The sequence below is a fragment of the Allokutzneria multivorans genome, assembly GCF_039537405.1.
GTDB lineage: Bacteria > Actinomycetota > Actinomycetes > Mycobacteriales > Pseudonocardiaceae > Allokutzneria > Allokutzneria multivorans.
The window spans coordinates 673478-690633 of sequence record NZ_BAABAL010000018.1 but is presented as its reverse complement, the minus strand read 5'-3'; the positions used below and the strand labels follow the sequence as shown (position 1 = coordinate 690633).

The 17156-nt window shown below is 69.6% G+C and carries 22 protein-coding genes; 11 read left to right on the top strand and 11 right to left on the bottom strand.

Features of this window, described 5'->3' with window-relative positions; genetic code table 11:
• Positions 1-53: 53 nt before the first annotated feature.
• From ABD798_RS27190 to ABD798_RS27175, 4 genes are all read left to right on the top strand, one after another.
• Complete coding sequence (locus ABD798_RS27190) at positions 54-1346, top strand: alpha/beta hydrolase (protein ID WP_344880549.1); 1293 nt, start codon at positions 54-56, stop codon at positions 1344-1346.
• Between the two features lie 76 nt (positions 1347-1422).
• Entirely contained in the window at positions 1423-1737 is a 315-nt protein-coding gene (locus ABD798_RS27185; RefSeq protein WP_344880546.1) for a hypothetical protein, read from the top strand.
• A gap of 66 nt (positions 1738-1803) precedes the next feature.
• Complete coding sequence (locus ABD798_RS27180; protein ID WP_344880543.1) at positions 1804-3096, top strand: YwqJ-related putative deaminase; 1293 nt, start codon at positions 1804-1806, stop codon at positions 3094-3096.
• Positions 3097-3104: 8 nt separating this feature from the next.
• A complete protein-coding gene (locus ABD798_RS27175) occupies positions 3105-3434 on the top strand; it encodes a toxin-antitoxin system YwqK family antitoxin (RefSeq protein ID WP_344880540.1) in 330 nt (109 codons plus the stop codon).
• Between the two features lie 3 nt (positions 3435-3437).
• Here the strand turns inward: ABD798_RS27175 and ABD798_RS27170 are convergent, their stop codons facing one another.
• The 5 genes from ABD798_RS27170 to ABD798_RS27150 form a co-directional block, all read right to left on the bottom strand.
• A complete protein-coding gene (locus tag ABD798_RS27170; protein ID WP_344880537.1) occupies positions 3438-3782 on the bottom strand; it encodes a hypothetical protein in 345 nt (114 codons plus the stop codon).
• A gap of 180 nt (positions 3783-3962) precedes the next feature.
• Complete coding sequence (locus ABD798_RS27165; RefSeq protein ID WP_344880534.1) at positions 3963-4355, bottom strand: hypothetical protein; 393 nt, start codon at positions 4353-4355, stop codon at positions 3963-3965.
• 29 nt (positions 4356-4384) lie between these two features.
• A complete protein-coding gene (locus tag ABD798_RS27160; protein WP_344880531.1) occupies positions 4385-4909 on the bottom strand; it encodes an alpha/beta fold hydrolase in 525 nt (174 codons plus the stop codon).
• The gene (locus tag ABD798_RS27155; protein WP_344880528.1) at positions 4852-5412 is read right to left on the bottom strand and encodes a TetR/AcrR family transcriptional regulator; all 561 of its coding nucleotides are present in this window, start codon (positions 5410-5412) and stop codon (positions 4852-4854) included. The genes ABD798_RS27160 and ABD798_RS27155 overlap by 58 nt, the downstream gene beginning before the upstream one ends.
• 49 nt (positions 5413-5461) lie before the next feature.
• Positions 5462-5890, bottom strand: coding sequence for a winged helix-turn-helix transcriptional regulator (locus tag ABD798_RS27150; protein WP_344880524.1), 429 nt, complete (start codon positions 5888-5890; stop codon positions 5462-5464).
• A gap of 90 nt (positions 5891-5980) precedes the next feature.
• Between ABD798_RS27150 and ABD798_RS27145 the strand changes: the two genes are divergently transcribed.
• The gene (locus ABD798_RS27145; RefSeq protein WP_344880521.1) at positions 5981-7117 is read left to right on the top strand and encodes an MFS transporter; all 1137 of its coding nucleotides are present in this window, start codon (positions 5981-5983) and stop codon (positions 7115-7117) included.
• 22 nt (positions 7118-7139) lie between these two features.
• Here ABD798_RS27145 and ABD798_RS27140 read toward each other — a convergent pair whose 3' ends face one another.
• Entirely contained in the window at positions 7140-7385 is a 246-nt protein-coding gene (locus ABD798_RS27140; RefSeq protein WP_344880518.1) for a hypothetical protein, read from the bottom strand.
• 145 nt (positions 7386-7530) lie between these two features.
• Between ABD798_RS27140 and ABD798_RS27135 the strand changes: the two genes are divergently transcribed.
• Positions 7531-8379 carry an aminoglycoside phosphotransferase family protein gene (locus tag ABD798_RS27135; RefSeq protein WP_344880515.1) on the top strand — a complete coding sequence of 283 codons (849 nt, stop codon included), beginning with the start codon at positions 7531-7533 and terminating at the stop codon, positions 8377-8379.
• On the top strand, positions 8376-8780 hold the full coding sequence (locus ABD798_RS27130; RefSeq protein ID WP_344880511.1) for a hypothetical protein: 405 nt from the start codon (positions 8376-8378) through the stop codon (positions 8778-8780). Before ABD798_RS27135 ends, ABD798_RS27130 begins: the two co-directional genes overlap by 4 nt.
• Here the strand turns inward: ABD798_RS27130 and ABD798_RS27125 are convergent.
• Complete coding sequence (locus ABD798_RS27125; protein WP_344880508.1) at positions 8720-9928, bottom strand: MFS transporter; 1209 nt, start codon at positions 9926-9928, stop codon at positions 8720-8722. The two genes, ABD798_RS27130 and ABD798_RS27125, sit on opposite strands and share 61 nt — an antisense overlap.
• Before the next feature lie 69 nt (positions 9929-9997).
• On the opposite strand from ABD798_RS27125, the gene ABD798_RS27120 reads away from it, so the two are divergent.
• The 3 genes from ABD798_RS27120 to ABD798_RS27110 all read left to right on the top strand — a co-directional run bounded on the left by ABD798_RS27120 (position 9998) and on the right by ABD798_RS27110 (position 13729).
• Positions 9998-10960: an ArsR/SmtB family transcription factor gene (locus ABD798_RS27120; RefSeq protein WP_344880505.1), complete on the top strand. Its 963-nt coding sequence runs from the start codon at positions 9998-10000 to the stop codon at positions 10958-10960.
• 18 nt (positions 10961-10978) lie between these two features.
• Positions 10979-11917 carry a BUD32 family EKC/KEOPS complex subunit gene (locus ABD798_RS27115; protein WP_344880502.1) on the top strand — a complete coding sequence of 313 codons (939 nt, stop codon included), beginning with the start codon at positions 10979-10981 and terminating at the stop codon, positions 11915-11917.
• A 156-nt stretch (positions 11918-12073) separates the two neighbouring features.
• Positions 12074-13729 carry a methyltransferase gene (locus tag ABD798_RS27110; RefSeq protein ID WP_344880499.1) on the top strand — a complete coding sequence of 552 codons (1656 nt, stop codon included), beginning with the start codon at positions 12074-12076 and terminating at the stop codon, positions 13727-13729.
• A 37-nt stretch (positions 13730-13766) separates the two neighbouring features.
• Here the strand turns inward: ABD798_RS27110 and ABD798_RS27105 are convergent, their stop codons facing one another.
• The 3 genes from ABD798_RS27105 to ABD798_RS27095 all read right to left on the bottom strand — a co-directional run bounded on the left by ABD798_RS27105 (position 13767) and on the right by ABD798_RS27095 (position 15566).
• Positions 13767-14054 carry an SH3 domain-containing protein gene (locus ABD798_RS27105; RefSeq protein ID WP_344880496.1) on the bottom strand — a complete coding sequence of 96 codons (288 nt, stop codon included), beginning with the start codon at positions 14052-14054 and terminating at the stop codon, positions 13767-13769.
• Between the two features lie 101 nt (positions 14055-14155).
• Complete coding sequence (locus ABD798_RS27100) at positions 14156-14824, bottom strand: class I SAM-dependent methyltransferase (RefSeq protein WP_344880493.1); 669 nt, start codon at positions 14822-14824, stop codon at positions 14156-14158.
• A 100-nt stretch (positions 14825-14924) separates the two neighbouring features.
• Positions 14925-15566, bottom strand: coding sequence for a TetR/AcrR family transcriptional regulator (locus ABD798_RS27095; RefSeq protein ID WP_344880490.1), 642 nt, complete (start codon positions 15564-15566; stop codon positions 14925-14927).
• A 109-nt stretch (positions 15567-15675) separates the two neighbouring features.
• Here ABD798_RS27095 and ABD798_RS27090 point away from each other — a divergent pair, with 109 nt between their 5' ends.
• Positions 15676-16350: a DUF998 domain-containing protein gene (locus ABD798_RS27090; protein ID WP_344880487.1), complete on the top strand. Its 675-nt coding sequence runs from the start codon at positions 15676-15678 to the stop codon at positions 16348-16350.
• 164 nt (positions 16351-16514) lie between these two features.
• Here the strand turns inward: ABD798_RS27090 and ABD798_RS27085 are convergent, their stop codons facing one another.
• On the bottom strand, positions 16515-17084 hold the full coding sequence (locus ABD798_RS27085; RefSeq protein ID WP_344880484.1) for a hypothetical protein: 570 nt from the start codon (positions 17082-17084) through the stop codon (positions 16515-16517).
• Positions 17085-17156: the final 72 nt, after the last annotated feature.

The window sequence follows — 17156 nt, the reverse complement described above, 5'->3', positions numbered from 1 at the left end:
GATCGCATCCCGTGCTACCGTTCGCAAAAGATGAGAATGGTTAAGGGGGGCGCATGGGAACGGATCCGGGGTCGGCGGCCGTCGCGGTCGCGGACATGTTGCGGGAAGGGCGTTTCGCGGACGTCGAGGAGCTGTTCGCGCCGTCGTTGTGGGACGTGGTGCCCGAGGGGGCGCTCCGGGCGGGATGGGAGAGCCAGTTCCCCGTGCTCGGGCCGGTCGTCACCATCGGGAACCCGGTCAGCGAACCGGCCGAGGGCGACCTGGTCCGCGTCAGCGTGCCGGTGACGTGCGAGCGCGGTGGGCTCACGGTGGAGGTGTCGGTTGACGGCGACGGGAAACTGCATGACCTGGTCCTCGCGCCGCCCGCCGCGCCATGGGCGCCGCCGCGCTACGCCTCGCCGAGGAAGTTCACCGAACACGAGGTCACGGTCGGCTCCGGGGCGCTCGCCGTGCCCGGCACGATGACCGTGCCTCGGCGCCGAGGCCCGCATCCCGGCGTCGTGCTGCTCACGGCGGGGCCCTTCGACCGGGACCTGACCACGGGGCCGAACAAGCCGTTCAAGGACCTGGCGTGGGGGCTGGCCAGCCGTGGCGTCGCGGTCCTGCGCTTCGACAAGGTGAACCACGTCCACGCGAAGGTCGCGGCTGAACCGGGCTTCACGATGGTCGACGAGTACGTGCCGCACGCGGTCGCGGCCGTCCGCCTGCTCCAGCGGCAGCCGGGAGTAGACCCGGAGCGCGTGTTCGTCCTCGGCCACAGCGGCGGTGGCAAAGCCGCTCCGCGAGTCGCCGCCGCCGAGGAATCGGTTGCGGGGCTGGTGATCCTCGCCGGGGACACGGTGCCGTTGCCCCGGGCGATCCTCAGGGTTGCCCGCTACCTCGCCGAGCTCGATGCCGGGCCCGCCATGGACGCCGCGGTGGAGTCCTTCGCCCGGCAGGCCGCGCTCGTCGAAGATCCCGGGTTGTCGGCGGCGACCCCCGCGGCCGAACTGCTCTTCGGCTTGCCTGCTTCGTACTGGTTGGACCTGCGCGACTACGACCCGGTCGCGACCGCCGCCCGCCTGGAGAAGCCGATGCTGATTCTCCAAGGCGGACGCGACTACCAGGTGACGGTGGCCGACGATCTCGTGCGCTGGCAAGCGGGCCTGGCTCACCGGCCGGACGTTGTCATCCGCGTCCACGAGTCCGATGACCACCTGTTCTTCGCGGGCTCGGGGGCTTCGACCCCGGCGGACTACGTCTCGCCCCAGCACGTCGATCCGGCCGTGGTCGCCGACATCGCCAGCTGGTTGGCGCCGAGGCACTGGGGCCGTGTCCCACGAATCCGGTACACGCGAACAAGGTGAAAAACGTTTGGTGGCAACAGTTCACGGGCATCATGGATGAGTCCACTGTGGACTCGAACATGAATGTGGAGTTGTGATGAAGACGAAGTTGGCCACCGCGGCCGCGGTCATCGCCATCGCGTCCGGAGGGCTGGCGGCCCTCGCGGGACAGGCGGCGGCGGCACCGGCGAACTGCGACGTGTGGTTCAAGACCGGAGCGAGCGCGCCGGTCCAGGGCATCGACGTGAAGTGCACGAACATCGGGACCTTCAAGGCCGTCGTCCACTGCAAGAGGAACGACAACGGCTACCAGTACACCCACTACGGCAACCCGGTCTCCGCGGGCAGCTGGTCGACCGTCTGGTGCGACAGGAACGCCAACATCTTCGGCTGGGGCGGCACCCCCGCCTGACGCACGCGGCTGGCGTCGACCCGTCAGTCGGCGCCAGCCCGCCGTGCGGGTCACCTGTGTGGGGGCATGTCCTTGGTGGATGCCCAAAATCCGTGGTGCCCGAGCGCGGTGTCTGTTGATGATCCCCTTGTCGGTGAGCCGGAGGGGAGGTCGGCGATGTCTTCGTGCCGTGAACTCGCGTTGCGGCTGCGGCAGATCGCGGCCAGGCTGCCCGTGCGCCTGCTGCACAGCGCTGCTGTGAACGCCCACGAGGCTGCTTCTGGTTTGCTTGCCGCACAAGGAGAACGAGACACGCAGCTGCGAGCGAGCGCCGCCGCGCTCCAGCAAGCCGCGCTGACGGCGGCTGGCTCGGCCGAAGGCCTCGTGTGGGCCGTGGAGTGGATCGAGTCCTACTGCACCACGGTCCTGGGGGTCGCCGCCGACGCGCCCGCGCCCGTTCCCGTGTTGGCAGTGGACGTTTACGCGGCGGCCGCGGTGCCTCGGCTGTCCGGTTCGAAGCCGCCGTCCGCTTCCGAGGCGTACTCGACGACGTTCAAGCTGCAACCCGCGCTCGCCACACCGGCGCGGTACGAAGCACGACTCCAGCGATCCGACGCGACAACGTTCGGGATGCCGCCCGATCGCAGGCGTGGCGCGGAGATCGTGCGCTTGGACGACGAGCGTGACCGCCTCGAACGGGACAGCGATGGGCTGATCACCCACGTCATGGGCGAGCACGTCGAAGACTACGCGCGGCGGGTGTCCCAGGAGCGGGCGGTGGTCGCGAGCAACCCGCAGAAGCACTGGAAGGACACCAATCCCGGCGCGAAGCCTCCGAAGGAGTTGTACCGCGTTGGCAAGGAACAGGTGTGTGCCGCCATCGCGATTGACCTCAGGACGGGACTTGTCGCCCAAGGCGTCAACGGCAGGTCCCAGGATGTGGTGCCGGAGGGTCGGCTCCATCCGTTGCTTCAGCAGAACTTGCAGGATCTGCGGGCATACCAGCACCGCGTGCTCGCCGATGGTGACGGCACCTTGGCTGCGACCCGCCTCGGCAGCGGTCTCTACGAGGGGCAAGCGCACTATTCCCAGCCAGCGGCTCACGCGGAGGTCAAGGCGGTGAACGAACTGTTGTGGGAACGCCAGGATGTCCTTAAAGCAGGAGCGCGGCTGCCAGCGTCCGTCTTGGCCGAGTTGCGTTTTGACGCGAGATGGACAGCGCCGCAGAGACAGGCAGGAACAGGGGACCCCGCACCCGCGTGCGCGAACTGCAGCGCGATCCTGCGCGGAGTTCCCACCTACAGCGGTCGATGCACCTACGATCCTTGCGACTACCGTTACCGGAACCCCGCCGTCGAACCCCACACGGACAAACCATGAAGCCGCGCGTGAACTTTGACGACACCATCCGCGACGAATTCGAGCGCCGTCTCTACCAAGACGAACCGTTCACCGGCGAAGTCGTGGAAACGGCCGAAGACGGCTTCGTGCTGAGCTTGAACAACTATCGGGACGGCTGGGAGGAGGGGGTTCAGCGCGAGTGGTACTACGAGGGGCGGCTGCGGTCGGAGTACTGGATCGTCGGTGGAAAGCTCTTCGGCGAGTCCAAGGAGTGGCACGAGAACGGGCAGTTGGCGGTTCTGCAGGTGTGGAACGAGCACGGTGCCCTCGCCAGCTACCAGCAGTGGGACGAGCACGGTCGGCCGACCGAGCCGTAGGTGTCACTCGAAGCGCACGGAGCCTGGGGAACAGACGAATCTGGCCACCTGCGCGCTGTAGAGGCCGGAAGCGATGGCGCTGTCCTCGGCCATGATCGCGCGCAGTTCGTCCGTGGTGGCGTTCCAGAAACCGATCGACAGCAGTCGTCTGCCGGGCTCGGTCTCGACGTTGCCTTGCACCGCCCCGATGGCGCGAAGCCTTCCCTCCGCCTTTGACCGCAGCATCGCCCGGATGTGCTCGGTTTCGAGTCGTTCGACCTCGGCCGGGGGCAGCGATGTCGCGTGCTCACCCTGGGCGAGCAGCACGATGGTGAACGAGTCCACGGGGAGGTCGAGTGGTTCGAGCACGGTGTTCCTCTCGCGTCGCGACCGCGACCGATCAATGTGGTTCGGTCGGCAGCGTAGGTCCACGGCGGCCGTTGCGCGGTGCTTGAGAGTCTGAAACCGGCGCTATTTTTACCCGAAGTCGACCCACGTTTTGGCTGAGGTCGACTTGGTGCGTCGAATGGGCTCGACCGCTTGCCGGTGTCAGAACTCCCGGAGGAGTGCCTTGAACGCGGCGGCGAACTGTGCGGGGCGTTCGATGGGGCCGAGGTGGCCGCCGGGGACCTCGTGCAGGGGCAGCGAGAGCTTGGCGCAGAGGGACGCGGTGGCGCGGTGGGGGAGTTGGCCCCGCGAGTCGATTCCGGCGACCGGAACGAGCTGACGGGAGACGGCTCCGAGCGCGGCGAGGTCGATCTCGTTGGTGGTGAACGGGATCAGGACGTGCTCCAGGAACGCCGGTTGGAACACTCCGAGCCGTGCCTGGAGTTCGAGCAGTTCCGGTGTGGGCGGTTCGGGCAGTGTCTCGGCGTAGCCGTCGAGCCAGTTGCCGATGTGGCGCGTCTCCGAGGTGTCCGCGCCGGGCTTCGACGTGGTCATGGTCTCGATCATGAGGCGGGCGGCCTCGCTCATGTCCTGGGCGCGCGCGGCGGTCCGGACGGCTTCGAGCGCGGCGCGGTGGCGTTCGGCGTCGGGCAGCAGGGGAGCGCGAGGGGCTCGTGGACGACGGCGAGGCGGACCCGGTCGGGGTGGCGGGTGAGCAGTTCGAGGGTGGTGATGGCGCCGGCGCTGAAGGCGAACACGATCGGCGGCTCGTCGAAGAGCGTGTCGATCAGGCTCACCGCGTCCTCGGCGTAGGTCTTCGGGCTCAGGTCACCGTGCTGCGTGCCTGGCCGAGCGGAGACCAATCGGCTGGACATGCTGACCACGCGATGGTGGCCGGACAGGTGTGCGGCGAGGCGGTCGAGCACTCCGGCGTGGCCGACGCCGCCGGGCAGGAGCAGCAGCGGCGGACCGTCGCCGTGCTCGCGGTAGTCGATGGGCGTGCCGTCGAAGGTGAGCGTTGCGGTGCGAATGGGTTCTCCTGTGGGGTTTCTCAGATCTTCGACCAGTTGGCGAAGGTGTGGTGGAGTGCGTCGATCGCGCGCTGCCACGAGATCTCGACGCTGTGCTCGTCGGTGAAGCGGTTGGTGGCCTCAAGGTCGCTGAAGCCGTGCAAGGTGCTTCGGAGCAGGCGGACCGCGTCGATGGCATCGGGCTCGGCGAGGGCGTAGCCGCGCAGCAACGCGAAGCAGACCTCGACGATGCGCGCCACGCCCGCGTTCCCCTCGCTGGACACGGGGTGTCGGGTGGCCGCGTAACGCCCAGGACGCCCCGTCGCCAGGCGGCGGTAGGTGTCGGCGAAGGCGACCAAGGCGTCTCGTCCGGCGCGTCCCGCCACGGCGGCGCCCAGGGCATCGGCCCACTCGGTGAGCGCGAGCAGCGCGACGCGCTCCCGCAGGTCCGCCAAGCCCCGGACGTGGGTGTAGAGGCTGGCGTCGCGAACGCCGAAGCGCTTGGCGAGCGCGGCCAGGGTGACGTTCTCGAAGCCGATCTCGTCGGCGAGCTCGGCCGCGCCCGCCACCAGGGCTTCCGGGGTGAGTCGCACGCGTGACATGGGGTTCCTAACCTTCCTAGGATCAATCCTAATGTACACAGGGGACGCTTCAGGTGCCACGGTGCACCGTGGTCGTGGTGCTGGTGAGCGGGCGGCCGTCGGTGGCGAGGGGGACGACCGGCGGGACGATCTCGCCGTGGTCGTCGACGAGGACGGAGTGCGGTTCGCCCTCTGAATAGGCGTGGCGCTCGCCCCACTGCCGCAGCGTCACGATCACCGGGAACAGGTCCTTGCCCGCCTCGGTCAGCTCGTACACGCGGCGCTTGCCGTAGGGGGCATCGACCTGGGCGATCAGGCCGTGCGCCGCGAGCTTGCGGAGCCGGTCGGTGAGGATGTTGCGCGCGATCCCGGTGCGCTGCTGGAAGTCGGTGAACGAGCGCGCCCCGTCCATCGCGTCGCGGACGATCAGCAGGCTCCACCGGTCTCCGACCACGTCGGTCGCCCGCGCGACCGGGCAGTCCGGGTCCGTCCACGCCATGGCGTCACCCCTCATTGAGTTGCTTATTGAAACCATTCTGCCCTACTCTCCGAAGAGTTTCATTTCGCAACTGATGCGAGGGGTGTGCTGGTGGGCAGGGGGACGAGGTCGGTGCTGGCGGTGGTGTGCGGCGTGGCGGTCGCCAGCGTCTACGCCGGTCAGCCGGTGCTGGGGTCGATGGGGCACGAGCTGGGCGTTGCGCGTGATTCGGTCGGGTGGTTCGTGGCCGTGGGGCAGCTCGGCTACCTCGCCGGGCTGGTGTTGCTCGTGCCGTTGGGCGACATGCTCGATCGCAGGCGTTTGATCGCGGCGCATCTCGGCGTGGTGGCTGTCGGTCTGGCGGTCGCGGCGTCCGCGTCGGCGGCCTGGGTGGCGTTCAGCGGTCTGGCCGTCGCGGGGGCGTTCGCGGTGGTGGTGCAGACGGCGGTCGCCTACGCGGCCGCGCTCTCCCCGCCGGGTGAGCGCGGGCGCGACCTCGGAGTCGTGACTTCCGGTGTTGTGGTGGGGATTCTCGGCTCCCGGGTGATCACGGGCGGCCTGGCGGAGGTGTGGGGCTGGCGCGGCAGCTACCTGGCGCTGGCGATCTTCACCGCCGTTCTCGGAGTGCTCAGCCTCCTCGTCCTGCCATCGGAGGAGGTCCGCGCGGGGCGCTACGGGGAGGTTCTCCGTTCCCTGGCAGGGCTCTTCGTCCAGCCGGTGTTCCTCGGCCGGGGACTGATCGCGTTCTTCCTCTTCGCCTCGTTCGGCGCCCTGTGGAGCGGGATGGCGCTGCCCCTGGCTGCGGAGCCGTGGCGGCTGAGCGAAGCGGAGATCGGGTTGTTCGGTCTGGCCGGGCTCGCCGGAGCGCTGGGCGCCGCCCGGTCCGGCCGCTGGGGCGACGCCGGGCACGCGCGGCGGGTCACCGGTATCGCGCTCGTGCTCCTGCTGGGTTCCTGGCTCGCGATCGGGCAGCTCTCGTGGTCCTTGCCGCTGCTGGTCGTCGGGGTGGTCGTGCTCGACTTCGCGGTCCAGGCCGTGCACGTGAGCAACCAGCACGTCCTCACCGGCACCTACGCCGATCGCGCCAGCAGTGCGATCGGTGGGTACATGGTCTTCTACTCGCTCGGCTCCGCGTTCGGGGCCGCCGCGACCACGGCGTTGTTCGACTCCGCGGGCTGGGCGGGCTCCTCGGTGCTCGGCGGGGTGCTCGCGTTGTGCGCGTTGGCTGTCTGGTCGTGCTCGCGGTAGTGCTGGAGCCGCAGGCGCTTGGTCAAGGGTCTTCGACATCGCTGACGAAGAAAGGGCCCGCCACGTACCAACCGATGTAAGGAGCGGGGAAGAGGCACACCCAGTCGGGGTTGACCTGCAACTGTCCTTCCCGGAAGTTGCCTTCTCCGATGCAGTGCTGCTGGCTGAAGAAGGGGCCCCACTGCCTGAATTCCGCGGCCTGAGCCGTTCCCGCGCCTGCCAGCGCGAACGAGGCCAGGGCGACCGTGGTCAGCCCGAGCGTGCTCATCCGTCGGATGGTGTTACGCATGTATCCCCCGAGTCCTTACTGTAGTGATCTTGATCAGAGCGCGGGCGAGGGTAGTGGAGAACGCCGGGGTGTGCTCAATCGCTTCACTCTCGGGTGAGCGTCTATTGTGGAGGGACAGAAGTCGTTGGCGGAGTTGAGGTTCGAGCAGGATCTGGTGCGAGCCCTGGTGCGGCAGCAGCACCCGGACCTCGCGGAGCTGGAACTCCGGGACGTCGAGGGTGGCTGGGACAACCAGCAGTGGCGCCTGGGACCGGAGTTCGCCGTTCGCCTGCCGCGCACCGAACGCGCCCCGGAGCTGCTGCGCACCGAGCAGAAGTGGTTGCCGGTGCTGGCCGAGCGCCTTCCGTTGCCGACGCCCGTTCCGGTGCGCGTCGGCGAGCCCTCCGAGCTGTTCGAGCACACCTGGACGATCACGCGCTGGGTCGACGGCGAACCAGCGGATCGCGAGCCGATCACTCGCGAGGATGACGCCGAGACGCTCGCGGGGTTTCTCAAGGCCCTGCACCAGAAAGCGCCCGTGGACGCGCCGTTCAACCCCACGCGCAGCGCGCCGTTTGCGGCGCCGCCCACGTCGCTGGGGAACGCCGCCCAGAGGGTTCTGGACGAGGCTGTGGCGGCGCCGGCCTGGCACGGGCCGCCGACGTGGTTGCACGGTGATCTGCACCCCGCCAACGTGATCGTGCGTGACGGGGCGCTCGCGGGGGTGATCGACTTCGGCGAGATGTGCGCGGGTGATCCCGCGACGGACCTGTCAGCGGCCTGGATCCTCCTTCCGGAGGGCTCGGTGAGAAGGTTCTTCGACGCGTACGTGGACGTGGACGGTGCCACCTTCGCGCGTGCTCGCGGCTGGGCGGTCCTGCGGGCGCTCGGCCTGATAGACATCGGGCGCAACGGAAGGCTCGGCCTCCCCGGCGGGAAGCCGACGTGGGAACCGGCGGGCCGCGCCGCACTGGAAAGGGCTGTGAAGCGATGATCATCAAGGGTGAGATGGCCGTGATGCTCGGTGTTCTCGGGTTCCGGAAGGGCGACAACCGCATCCTCGACGCGATCGTGCTCGTCGGGCCGAAGATGGAGATCGACGAGTTCGACGACGGGGCGACGTACTACGTGTTCCCCGCCTCCGGGACGGATCTGCTCTTCGAGGACGGTGTGCTCGTCGCGGTGCTCGTGGAAGCCCGGAACTACCCCCGGCCGGAAGCGTTGGTGGAGGGTCTGCCCATCACAGCGACTCGTACCGAAGTCCTTGCGCTGATGGGGAAACCGGAGCGCACAGGGCCCACCTTCGACAGGTACGAGGTGAACGGCCACTACCTTCACTTCGAGTTCGACGCCGGACGCATCTCCAGGCTCACCGCGCTGCTCGAACCGGTCTGACGGCCCAGCGCGGCCAGAACCAGGGTCACGGTGATCGACGTGGCGGCCATCAGCGTGATCGCGGTGGCCGGAGACGTCAGTTGCGCGAGTGAGCCCGCGAGCGCGGCGCCGATCCCTTGGAACGCGGTCATGCCGGTGGCGTGCAGGCCGAGCGCCTGGCCGGTGAGCTCATCGGGGGTGAGCGACATCAGGCGCTCCTGCAGGACGAGGCTCGCGGCGAAGCCGACGGAAGCGACGGTGACGGCGATGACCGACAGCACCACTCCGGGCTGGAGCACGAAGAACAGGTACGGGAACGCGAGCAGCAGCCGCAGCGGGGTCGCGAGCCGAGGCCGCGTCCCGGGCGGCACCAAGCGGCCCACGGCCATGTCGCCCAGGAACATGCCGAGCGCGCCGAACGCGTACAGGGTGCCCGCGTCCTCGGGAGCGTAGGAGACGTAGAGCGAATCGCCGCCGATCACCAACCCGTTGGGGACCCACAGACCCAGGTACGCCAAGCGGCGCGGGCGCGAGGACCACAGGACGGCGTTGGTGCGCCAGGTCGCCGAGACCGACGGGCGCCCGGAGGAGCGCGGAGGGCGGGCAGTGAGGCCCAAGCGGGTGACGAGGGCCGAGAGCACGTACAGCGCCGCCGCGAGAAGCAGGCACGAGCGCGGGGACAGCAGCGTCAACAGCGCGCCGCCCGCCGCGAAGCCGACCATCTGCGTGATGCCCCAAAGCATGTTGTACACCGAACGCCCCAGGACGTAGCCGTCCCTGGACAGGATCTCGGTGAGCAGGCCGCCGCGCACACCGCCGCCGAGCGCGGAGACCAAGCCCTGCGCGAGCAGCACGGCGAAGATTGCCCAGACCGGCAGTCCGGGCAACGCGAGCACCGCCATGGCGACCGCGAAGGCCAGGTAGAGACCGGACAGGACCGCGCGCGGGGCGAGGCGGTCGGCGCCCGAGAGCAGGAACAGACCGCCCAGCACCTGCGCCAGCTGCGGCCCGAACATGCTCAACGCCGACAGCAGCGGGGAGCCGGTGGTGCGGAAGACCAGCGTGCCGAGGGCGAGGCCGCCGATCGTCTGGGCGGCGGCGACCGCGGCGAAGGAGAGCAGGAACGGGGTGAACTCCGGCGTGCGGAACAGGGAGCGGTAACTGCGCATGCGACGGATTCTCGAAGCCGACCCCGGCCGTGGTTACTCTTTCGCGGACGTGCGAAAGGTCGGGGTGGCGTGGGGCTGTGGCAGATCGACATCGACACCCTCGCGCGCAGCCGCTTCGTGCTCTCGCCGTTCGCCGAGGCGTTCGCGAGCCTGCGGTTGCTGTACGCGGGGATCGGCGCTCATCCGGGTGAGGACAGCTGGTTGCGCGCGCACCTGCCCGGCTACCGCGCGCGCCTCGCCGCCGATCCGGTGATCGAGCCGCTGGTGCGTGCGGCGATCGGTACGTCCTGGATCGCGGACTTCTTCTGCCCCACCTCGTGCGACGGGGAGAGCTTCCAGGAGACCGTGGCTCGCATGCGCTCGACCGGGGCCGAGCAGGCGCGCGCAGATCTCCGCGTGTCCCTGCGCGGCCCGCTGCCGGGCGTCCTGGATCGAGATGATCTTCCGGAGCGCGCGACCTCGTTGCTGACCTTCGTGTGGGAGGAGACCGTGCTGCCGGACTGGGAACGTCGGCGGCGCGTCATGGAAGCGGACGTGCTCGCGCGGACCGCGCGGGTGAACCGGGGCGGCTGGGCCGCCGTGCTGGACTCGCTGAAGCCAGGCACGCGGTGGCTCGGGGAGAGTCGGTTTCGGGTCAACCTCAACGACTACCCGCCGCGCGAGGTCGCACCCGGCGCCGAGCTGGTGTTCATGCCGGTCACGCCGAAGACCAGCTGGGTGTCGTGGGAGGAGCAGCGCTACGCCGTGGTCTACCCGTGCCTCGGGGTGCTCGCCGGGGAACAGCGGCCCGCACCTGCCGGACTCGGCGCGCTGATCGGCGGCGCGCGGGCGGAACTGCTTGTGCTGCTGGGAAATCCGATGAGCACCACGCAGCTGGTCGCCGTGACCGGACAGGCGCTGGGCGCGGTCGGGCGGCACCTGCGAGTGCTGCGCGAAGCGGGGCTGGTGCGGCGGCGCAGGGCCGGGCAGTCGGTCCTGTACACGCGGACCGCCGCCGGGGGAGTCCTGCTGGAGGCCTCGAAAGCGGACTGACCTGACATGATCGGCGACATGGAGACGACCGCGCGGGTGGCCGCACACGCGCGCACGGGGGCCAGGCTGTCCCTGCTCAGCGATCACCGGCTCGCGGAGGTCGTCGCGGGCGCGCCGAGCCTGGGCTCCGGAGTCGGAGGCAGGTCATCGGAGATCGACGTCGACGGAACGCGCGTCTTCGTCAAGCGTGTGCCGTTGACCGACGTCGAGCTGCGGCCGGAGCATGTGCGCTCGACCGCCAACCTGTTCGAGCTGCCGCTGTTCTACCAGTACGGGATCGGATCGGCGGGCTTCGGAGCCTGGCGCGAGCTGGCGGCGCACCTCATGACCACCGCGTGGGTGCTCGGCGGTGAGCACGCGAGCTTCCCGTTGCTGCACCACTGGCGGGTCCTGCCCGACACCCCGCCCACCGGCTTCGCCGACGTGTTCGGCGGCGTCGACGGGACCGTCGCGCACTGGGACGGCTCAGCGGCCGTGCGTCGTCGGCTGGAGGCGATCGGCCGGTCCCGCTCCAGCCTCGTGCTCTTCCTGGAGCACGTGCCGCAGACGCTGGCTGAGTGGCTCGACGAGCACGAGGACCACGAGCGGGTCGAGCGGGAACTGCTGCGGACCGCGAACTTCCTGAGCGCGCGAGGATTCGTGCACTTCGACGCGCATTTCAGCAACCTGCTCACCGACGGCGGGACCGTGTACTTCGCCGACTTCGGGCTGGCGTTGAGCCGCGAGTTCGAACTCTCCACCGAAGAAGACGCGTTCCTCACCGATCACCTCGTGTACGACCGTTGTTACGTGACAGCTCATCTTCTGCGCCACCACCTGCCTGACGGTGTTGCGCCCGGTATCCGCGACCGGCACGCCCGGAGCGCGCTTGTTCTGGACGACTTCCACCACCAGCTGCTCACGCGGAGCAAGCGCACTCCGTTCCCCTCGGCCGCACTGTCCAGAGCGAGCGCCTGACCCCGCCGCGTCCCAGCCAGTGGAACGACGGAATTCGGCCATACCTGAAACTCCTTGGTAGTGAGCGTGGTCACTGAAAACTGATGTCGTGCTCGACCGGCCAAAGTGGACGGGCGGCGCGCGGCGGATCTGGCTTCTCCTGGCGGGAGAGTGGACATGACCGGAATGATCACGACGGTGCTGGGCGTTCGGGACGTCGCGCGGCTCACGGCGGTGATAGCGCTCATCGAGGCCAACGACACCGATTCGCTGCTCGCGGCGGCGATGCCGACCTTGGCGAGGACCGAGCGCGCGGCGCTGGCCCGGCACGCCCCGCTCACCCACGCGGCCGTGCTGATCTTCCCGGAGACGCTCGACGGACTGGGCGAGGAACTGGCCAGGCACGGCCTGGCGGTCGGGGCGGTGACGCCGAGCGTGGTCGTCCGCGAGCGGCTGAGCCGCCGCTACGCCGTCCCCTCTGCGGAGCTGGAGATCGGCATCCTGCGCGCTCCGGTGACCGACCGCGCCGGCAGGCAGTGCGAGCTGGAGATCTTCGCCATGGCCACGCCGCCGGAGCTGGCCCACATCGCCGCCGACGAACGCCTGCACGGCAGGGAGAACCACGTCGCGTTGGCCGTCGCGGACTCCGATCCCATTGTCCTGCAAGGACTTCGGACGACGATCAGCGCGCGGATGCGCCCCGACGGCGGCGGCTACAACGCCCACGAGGACGCCACGATCCTGTACTTCCGCGACGCCCACCACTCCGACCCGGCGCTGCGCCGCATCGAGCTGTACTGCCCCGGCCAGTTCCCCCGCGTGCTCGCCGAACACCGGCGCGACTCCGAGCCCGGCACCGGCCTGCTGCGCCTGCTGACCGGGGCGTGGGCGACCCAGGCCATCGCGACCGCCGCCGAACTGCGGCTGGCCGACCACCTCGCCACGACCTCCGACTTACCCGGCCTCGCCGTCGCCACCGGTGCCGACCAGGACAGCCTGGCGCGGCTCCTGCGCTATCTGAGCACGCTGGGCGTCGTGCACACCTCGGCGTCGGGATTCGCGCTCACCGATCTCGGTTCGCTGCTGCGCTCGGACGTCGAAGGCTCGATGCGCCCGCTCGCCCTGCTCTACGGCGGCCCCTTCTACCAGTCCTTCGCCGCGCTCACCGACGCCGTGCGCACCGGTGAGGAGTCCTACGCGCGGGTGTTCGGCGCGCACCACTTCGCCCACATGGCCGCCGATCCCGGGCTGGCGGAGCTGTTCCACCAGTCGATGGCCGCCAGTGGCGCCATGTTCACCGAGCTGACCCGCGTCGTCGACTTCTCCGCCGCGCGGACCGTGGTCGACGTGGCCGGTGGCAACGGCGAACTGCTGTCCCGGGTCCTCGTCGCCAACCCCGCGCTGCGCGGCGTGCTCATGGACCGGCCCCACGCGTTGGCCACGGCTCAGCCGACCCTGGCCGGGGTCGCCGACCGCTGCACCCTCGTTCCCGGTGACTTCACCGAATCCGTGCCCTCCACCGGAGACGTGTACCTGCTGTCCCGCGTCCTGCACGACTGGGACGACGCCCAGTGCCACGCGATCCTCACCACGTGCGCGGCCAACATGCCCGAGCACGCCGAGCTGTTGATCATCGAGCGCCTGCTCCCGGAGACCTCCGATACCGATTCCCTCGCCGTGCCGTGGGACGTCCACATGCTCTGCAACGTCGGTGGCCGGGAGCGCACCGCCTCCCAGTACCGCGCGCTGCTGACCGCGGCGGGCTTCGAGATCGTCGGCGGTGAGTCGCTCTCGCTGGACGCGCACGTGCTGCGCGCACGCCGCCGCAGCTGAGCTGTTCGGGTGGAAATCCGCGTTGTGGCGCGGGTGGTCAGCAGATCCGGGGATCGGGAGTTCCGTACTCGCGCAGGACCTGACCCGGCTGCCACACCCACCCAACGGCTCCGGGAGCGTTGAGGTGCCACCAGTTGCGGTCGGGCGCCTGGCAGTTGATGGTGACGCGCTGGCCGTTCCAGCCCTTGCCCACCACAGCTCCGCCGGGAGCCGCCACGATGTCGGTGTCGGCGATGAAACGGCCGGGCACACCGGAGGCGGCCTGTGCCTGCGGTGCTGCTCCCAGCAGGGCGACCGACGCGGCCACCAGAGCGAACGTGCGCACTGAAGTTCTCCTCGGGATGGGAAGCGGCGCTCGCGGCACCGCGTGATCAATTCCCGGAGGAAGCTACGGAGCGCTGGTGAAATCCCGCTGAAACCTCTGGCTCATCCGCGTTTGCGCGCCTTCGCCGCGAGCACCACCGGCGTCGGGGTACCGCCCTCGGCGAACCGTTCGAGGGTCAGTCCGGCATCGAGCAAGGCGTGCATCAGCTCGGGCAGCGGCCGGTGCGTGGCGCCGACCTTGTCGCGGAGCCCCTGGTCCGTCCACGACTCCGTGGTCCAGTGGCCGTCGAGGTATCCGGGACGGATCACCACCGCGGCGGGGTCGCTGCGATCGGCGAAACCGCCGCAGAAGCACGGGTGCACGCCGATGTGCACCAACACCCCGCCGGGCCGCAGCACCCTGGCCGCCTCGCGCAGCACGGCCGGGTACTCGGGCATGTCGGTGTGGACCATCACCGTCACGACGGCCGGGACACTGCCGTCCCGAACGGGCAGCCGCCCGGCGTCAGCCCGTGCGACAGGCAGACGTCCACGGGCGTGCCGCAGCATCCCGCTGGACAGATCGATACCGGCTGGCGTCCACCCCAACTCCCGGATGACGGCAGCGTGAACCCCCGTGCCGCAGCCGATCTCAAGGCACACGCCGCTGCCTTCGCTGTCGCCGAGGAGGTCGCGCAGCGCACGGTTGATGCCGAGCGGGTCTCGCTGCTGGCCGTGGAGGAACTGCTCCTCGTACCAGTCCGCGATCTCATCGTATGCCGCTGTCGCCACCACGCCATTGGACCGTCGAGGAGGCCGTGGACGCCACGGATTTCCCTTGTGGCGAAACCGGGAGGTGCTTGACCTCCAGCGGCGTCGAGGTCCTCCGGTCCTACGCGCTCAGGTAGGCGCGCAAGAACACTTCGGCCCCGGCGACGGCTCGCGCGGCGACCTCCTCGGCTGCGGGCGGTTCCGTTGCGAAGAGCGCTCGGTCCAACGGCGCGCCCATGACGAGGAACGCGAAGTGCTCGGCCGCCAGATCGGGGTCAGGGATGCGGAGCAGACCGCGCTCGTGGAAGCGGCGCAGTCCATCGGCGAGGCTGGCCATGACGCGGCCGGGAGCGCGCGCGTAGTAGTCCTCGGCGAGGTCCGGAAACCGTTCCGCCTCACCGATCAGCAGCCGCCGCAAACGCACGACCGGCCCGCCGAGCACGGTGGCGGCGAGCCGCGTGGCGGCGTCGCGGACCTCGGCGGCGACGTCGTCGGTGGTGCCCAGTTCGACCGACAGCTGGCGTGAGAACCGCTCGGCCGTGGCGAGCGCCTCGCCGAGGCTCTCCCGGAACAGCTGTTCCTTGGCGCCGAACACGTTGTAGATCGTCCGCTTGGAGACCCTGGCCTCGGCCGCGATCTCGTCCACGTTCGCGCCCACGTAGCCGTTGCGCAGGAAGTGCTCCGTCGCCGCCGTCACGATGACGGCACGCGACCTCGCCACCCTCGGGTCCAAGCCCTCCGCGCCGCCCTTCGTCGAACTCACAACTCCGCCCTCTCCGCCGTCTTCTGCACTCAAGAGTGCACTACAACACTTACTGGTGTGATACTGCACTTATCAGTGCAACAGAGGCTGTGAGCTGGAGGGCAGTGCTATGGCCGACGCGACCAAGGGGCGTGGCGAGGGCTTCGACATGGCGGCGGCGGTGACGCGGTCGCTGCTGGGCTGGGGCGTCGTCGCCGGCATCTTCTACCTGGTCGTCGGTGTCGCGCTGGCGTTGACCAGGTCCGGTTTCGACTTCGGGAAGCACGCCCTCAGCCTGCTGATGCTCGGCGACCTCGGCTGGGCGCAGACCGTCAACCTGGCGCTCGCCGGGCTCATGACCCTCGCGGCTGCGGTCGGAGTGCGCCGGGCGACGGGCTCCGCTGCGGCGAGCACGCTGATCGGCGTCTACGGCGCGTGCCTCGTCGCCAGCGCGATCTTCCCGCCCGACCCCATGGCTGGCTTCCCCGTGGGGGCGCCCGCATCGGAGGGTTCGCTCAGCGGCGTGCTGCACCTGGCTTTCGGTGCCGTCGGCTTCCTCTGCCTGGCCGTCGCGACGTTCGTCGTGGCCGGGTGGTTTGCCAGGCGCGGCAACGCTGGCGGCGCGCTGTACTCGCGCGTGAGTGGAGCTGTTGTGGCGCTTGGATTCGTCGGCGGTGCGGCGATGGCGACGTCGGTGGTGGGCGTGGTGTGCTTGTGGATCGCGGTCGTCGTTGGCTGGGCTTGGCTGGCGGTGGCGTCGGTTGGCTTGTACCGCACGGTGCCGCATCCTGACGGGGCGCGGTGAAGGATCACTGACCCACGCGGGCAAGCGTAGATCATCTCGAAGCGCTCGATACCTACGAGCTCTCCGAGAAGGAGCATCTCGCGTTCCTGGTCGACTTGGAGAGCATCATCAATCTGGCGACGCTGTTGCGGTCACATCTCAAGTTTTCTCCGGCGGAAGCGAAGTCAGCGCAACATGGACTCAGTCAATCCACAGTGGACCTTGGCGATCGGCCTGCACGCCAGGACGGCGACGGCCACCAGCGCGGCGCCCACGGCGAAGGAGATCGGCCCGGCCACCGCGAGCTTGGTGCCGCCGTGCAGGAAGGCGAACATCGGCTCCGGGTTGGTGGTCAGCCACAGCCGCAGCGGCTCGCTGGTCAAGAGGTAGCCGAGGGCGACGACAGGGGCCAGCACGGCGAAGGTGATCACGGCGACCAGCAGGCGGGCTGCGTGGTAGGCGATCACTCGCCAGAGCGTTCCCTTCCCACTGGGCAGCGGATCCACCGCAACGCCGGAGACACTGCCGATCCACCGCGCGTCGACCCCGGTCACCTTGACCAGGACCGCGCCGAGCAGGCCGAACGCCGGAACTCCCAGCACCACCAACGGAAGCGCCACCACCGAGACCAGGAGTCCGATGCCGGTGAGCACCGCGATCGCCAAGGTCCAGAACGGGCCGAGCACCGTGAGCAGCACGCTCGGCCACAGCTTGCCCTGGAACAGGAACCCGCGTGCGGTCACATCGTTGTTCATGATCAAAGTGTTTCGCGCGGCGCGCGCACGCGGCCAACCTGCGCGCACGTGGTTCCGCACACCGGGTAGCAC

Excerpts from the sequence above, each read along its gene's own strand:
- ABD798_RS27190 (WP_344880549.1), top strand. The coding sequence starts at position 54 with ATGGGAACGGATCCGGGGTCGGCGGCCGTCGCGGTCGCGGACATGTTG.
- ABD798_RS27185 (WP_344880546.1), top strand. The coding sequence starts at position 1,423 with ATGAAGACGAAGTTGGCCACCGCGGCCGCGGTCATCGCCATCGCGTCC.
- ABD798_RS27180 (WP_344880543.1), top strand. The coding sequence starts at position 1,804 with ATGTCCTTGGTGGATGCCCAAAATCCGTGGTGCCCGAGCGCGGTGTCT.
- ABD798_RS27165 (WP_344880534.1), bottom strand. The coding sequence starts at position 4,355 with ATGACCACGTCGAAGCCCGGCGCGGACACCTCGGAGACGCGCCACATC.
- ABD798_RS27155 (WP_344880528.1), bottom strand. The coding sequence starts at position 5,412 with ATGTCACGCGTGCGACTCACCCCGGAAGCCCTGGTGGCGGGCGCGGCC.
- ABD798_RS27150 (WP_344880524.1), bottom strand. The coding sequence starts at position 5,890 with ATGGCGTGGACGGACCCGGACTGCCCGGTCGCGCGGGCGACCGACGTG.
- ABD798_RS27140 (WP_344880518.1), bottom strand. The coding sequence starts at position 7,385 with ATGAGCACGCTCGGGCTGACCACGGTCGCCCTGGCCTCGTTCGCGCTG.
- ABD798_RS27130 (WP_344880511.1), top strand. The coding sequence starts at position 8,376 with ATGATCATCAAGGGTGAGATGGCCGTGATGCTCGGTGTTCTCGGGTTC.
- ABD798_RS27125 (WP_344880508.1), bottom strand. The coding sequence starts at position 9,928 with ATGCGCAGTTACCGCTCCCTGTTCCGCACGCCGGAGTTCACCCCGTTC.
- ABD798_RS27115 (WP_344880502.1), top strand. The coding sequence starts at position 10,979 with ATGGAGACGACCGCGCGGGTGGCCGCACACGCGCGCACGGGGGCCAGG.
- ABD798_RS27110 (WP_344880499.1), top strand. The coding sequence starts at position 12,074 with ATGACCGGAATGATCACGACGGTGCTGGGCGTTCGGGACGTCGCGCGG.
- ABD798_RS27090 (WP_344880487.1), top strand. The coding sequence starts at position 15,676 with ATGGCCGACGCGACCAAGGGGCGTGGCGAGGGCTTCGACATGGCGGCG.
- ABD798_RS27085 (WP_344880484.1), bottom strand. The coding sequence starts at position 17,084 with ATGAACAACGATGTGACCGCACGCGGGTTCCTGTTCCAGGGCAAGCTG.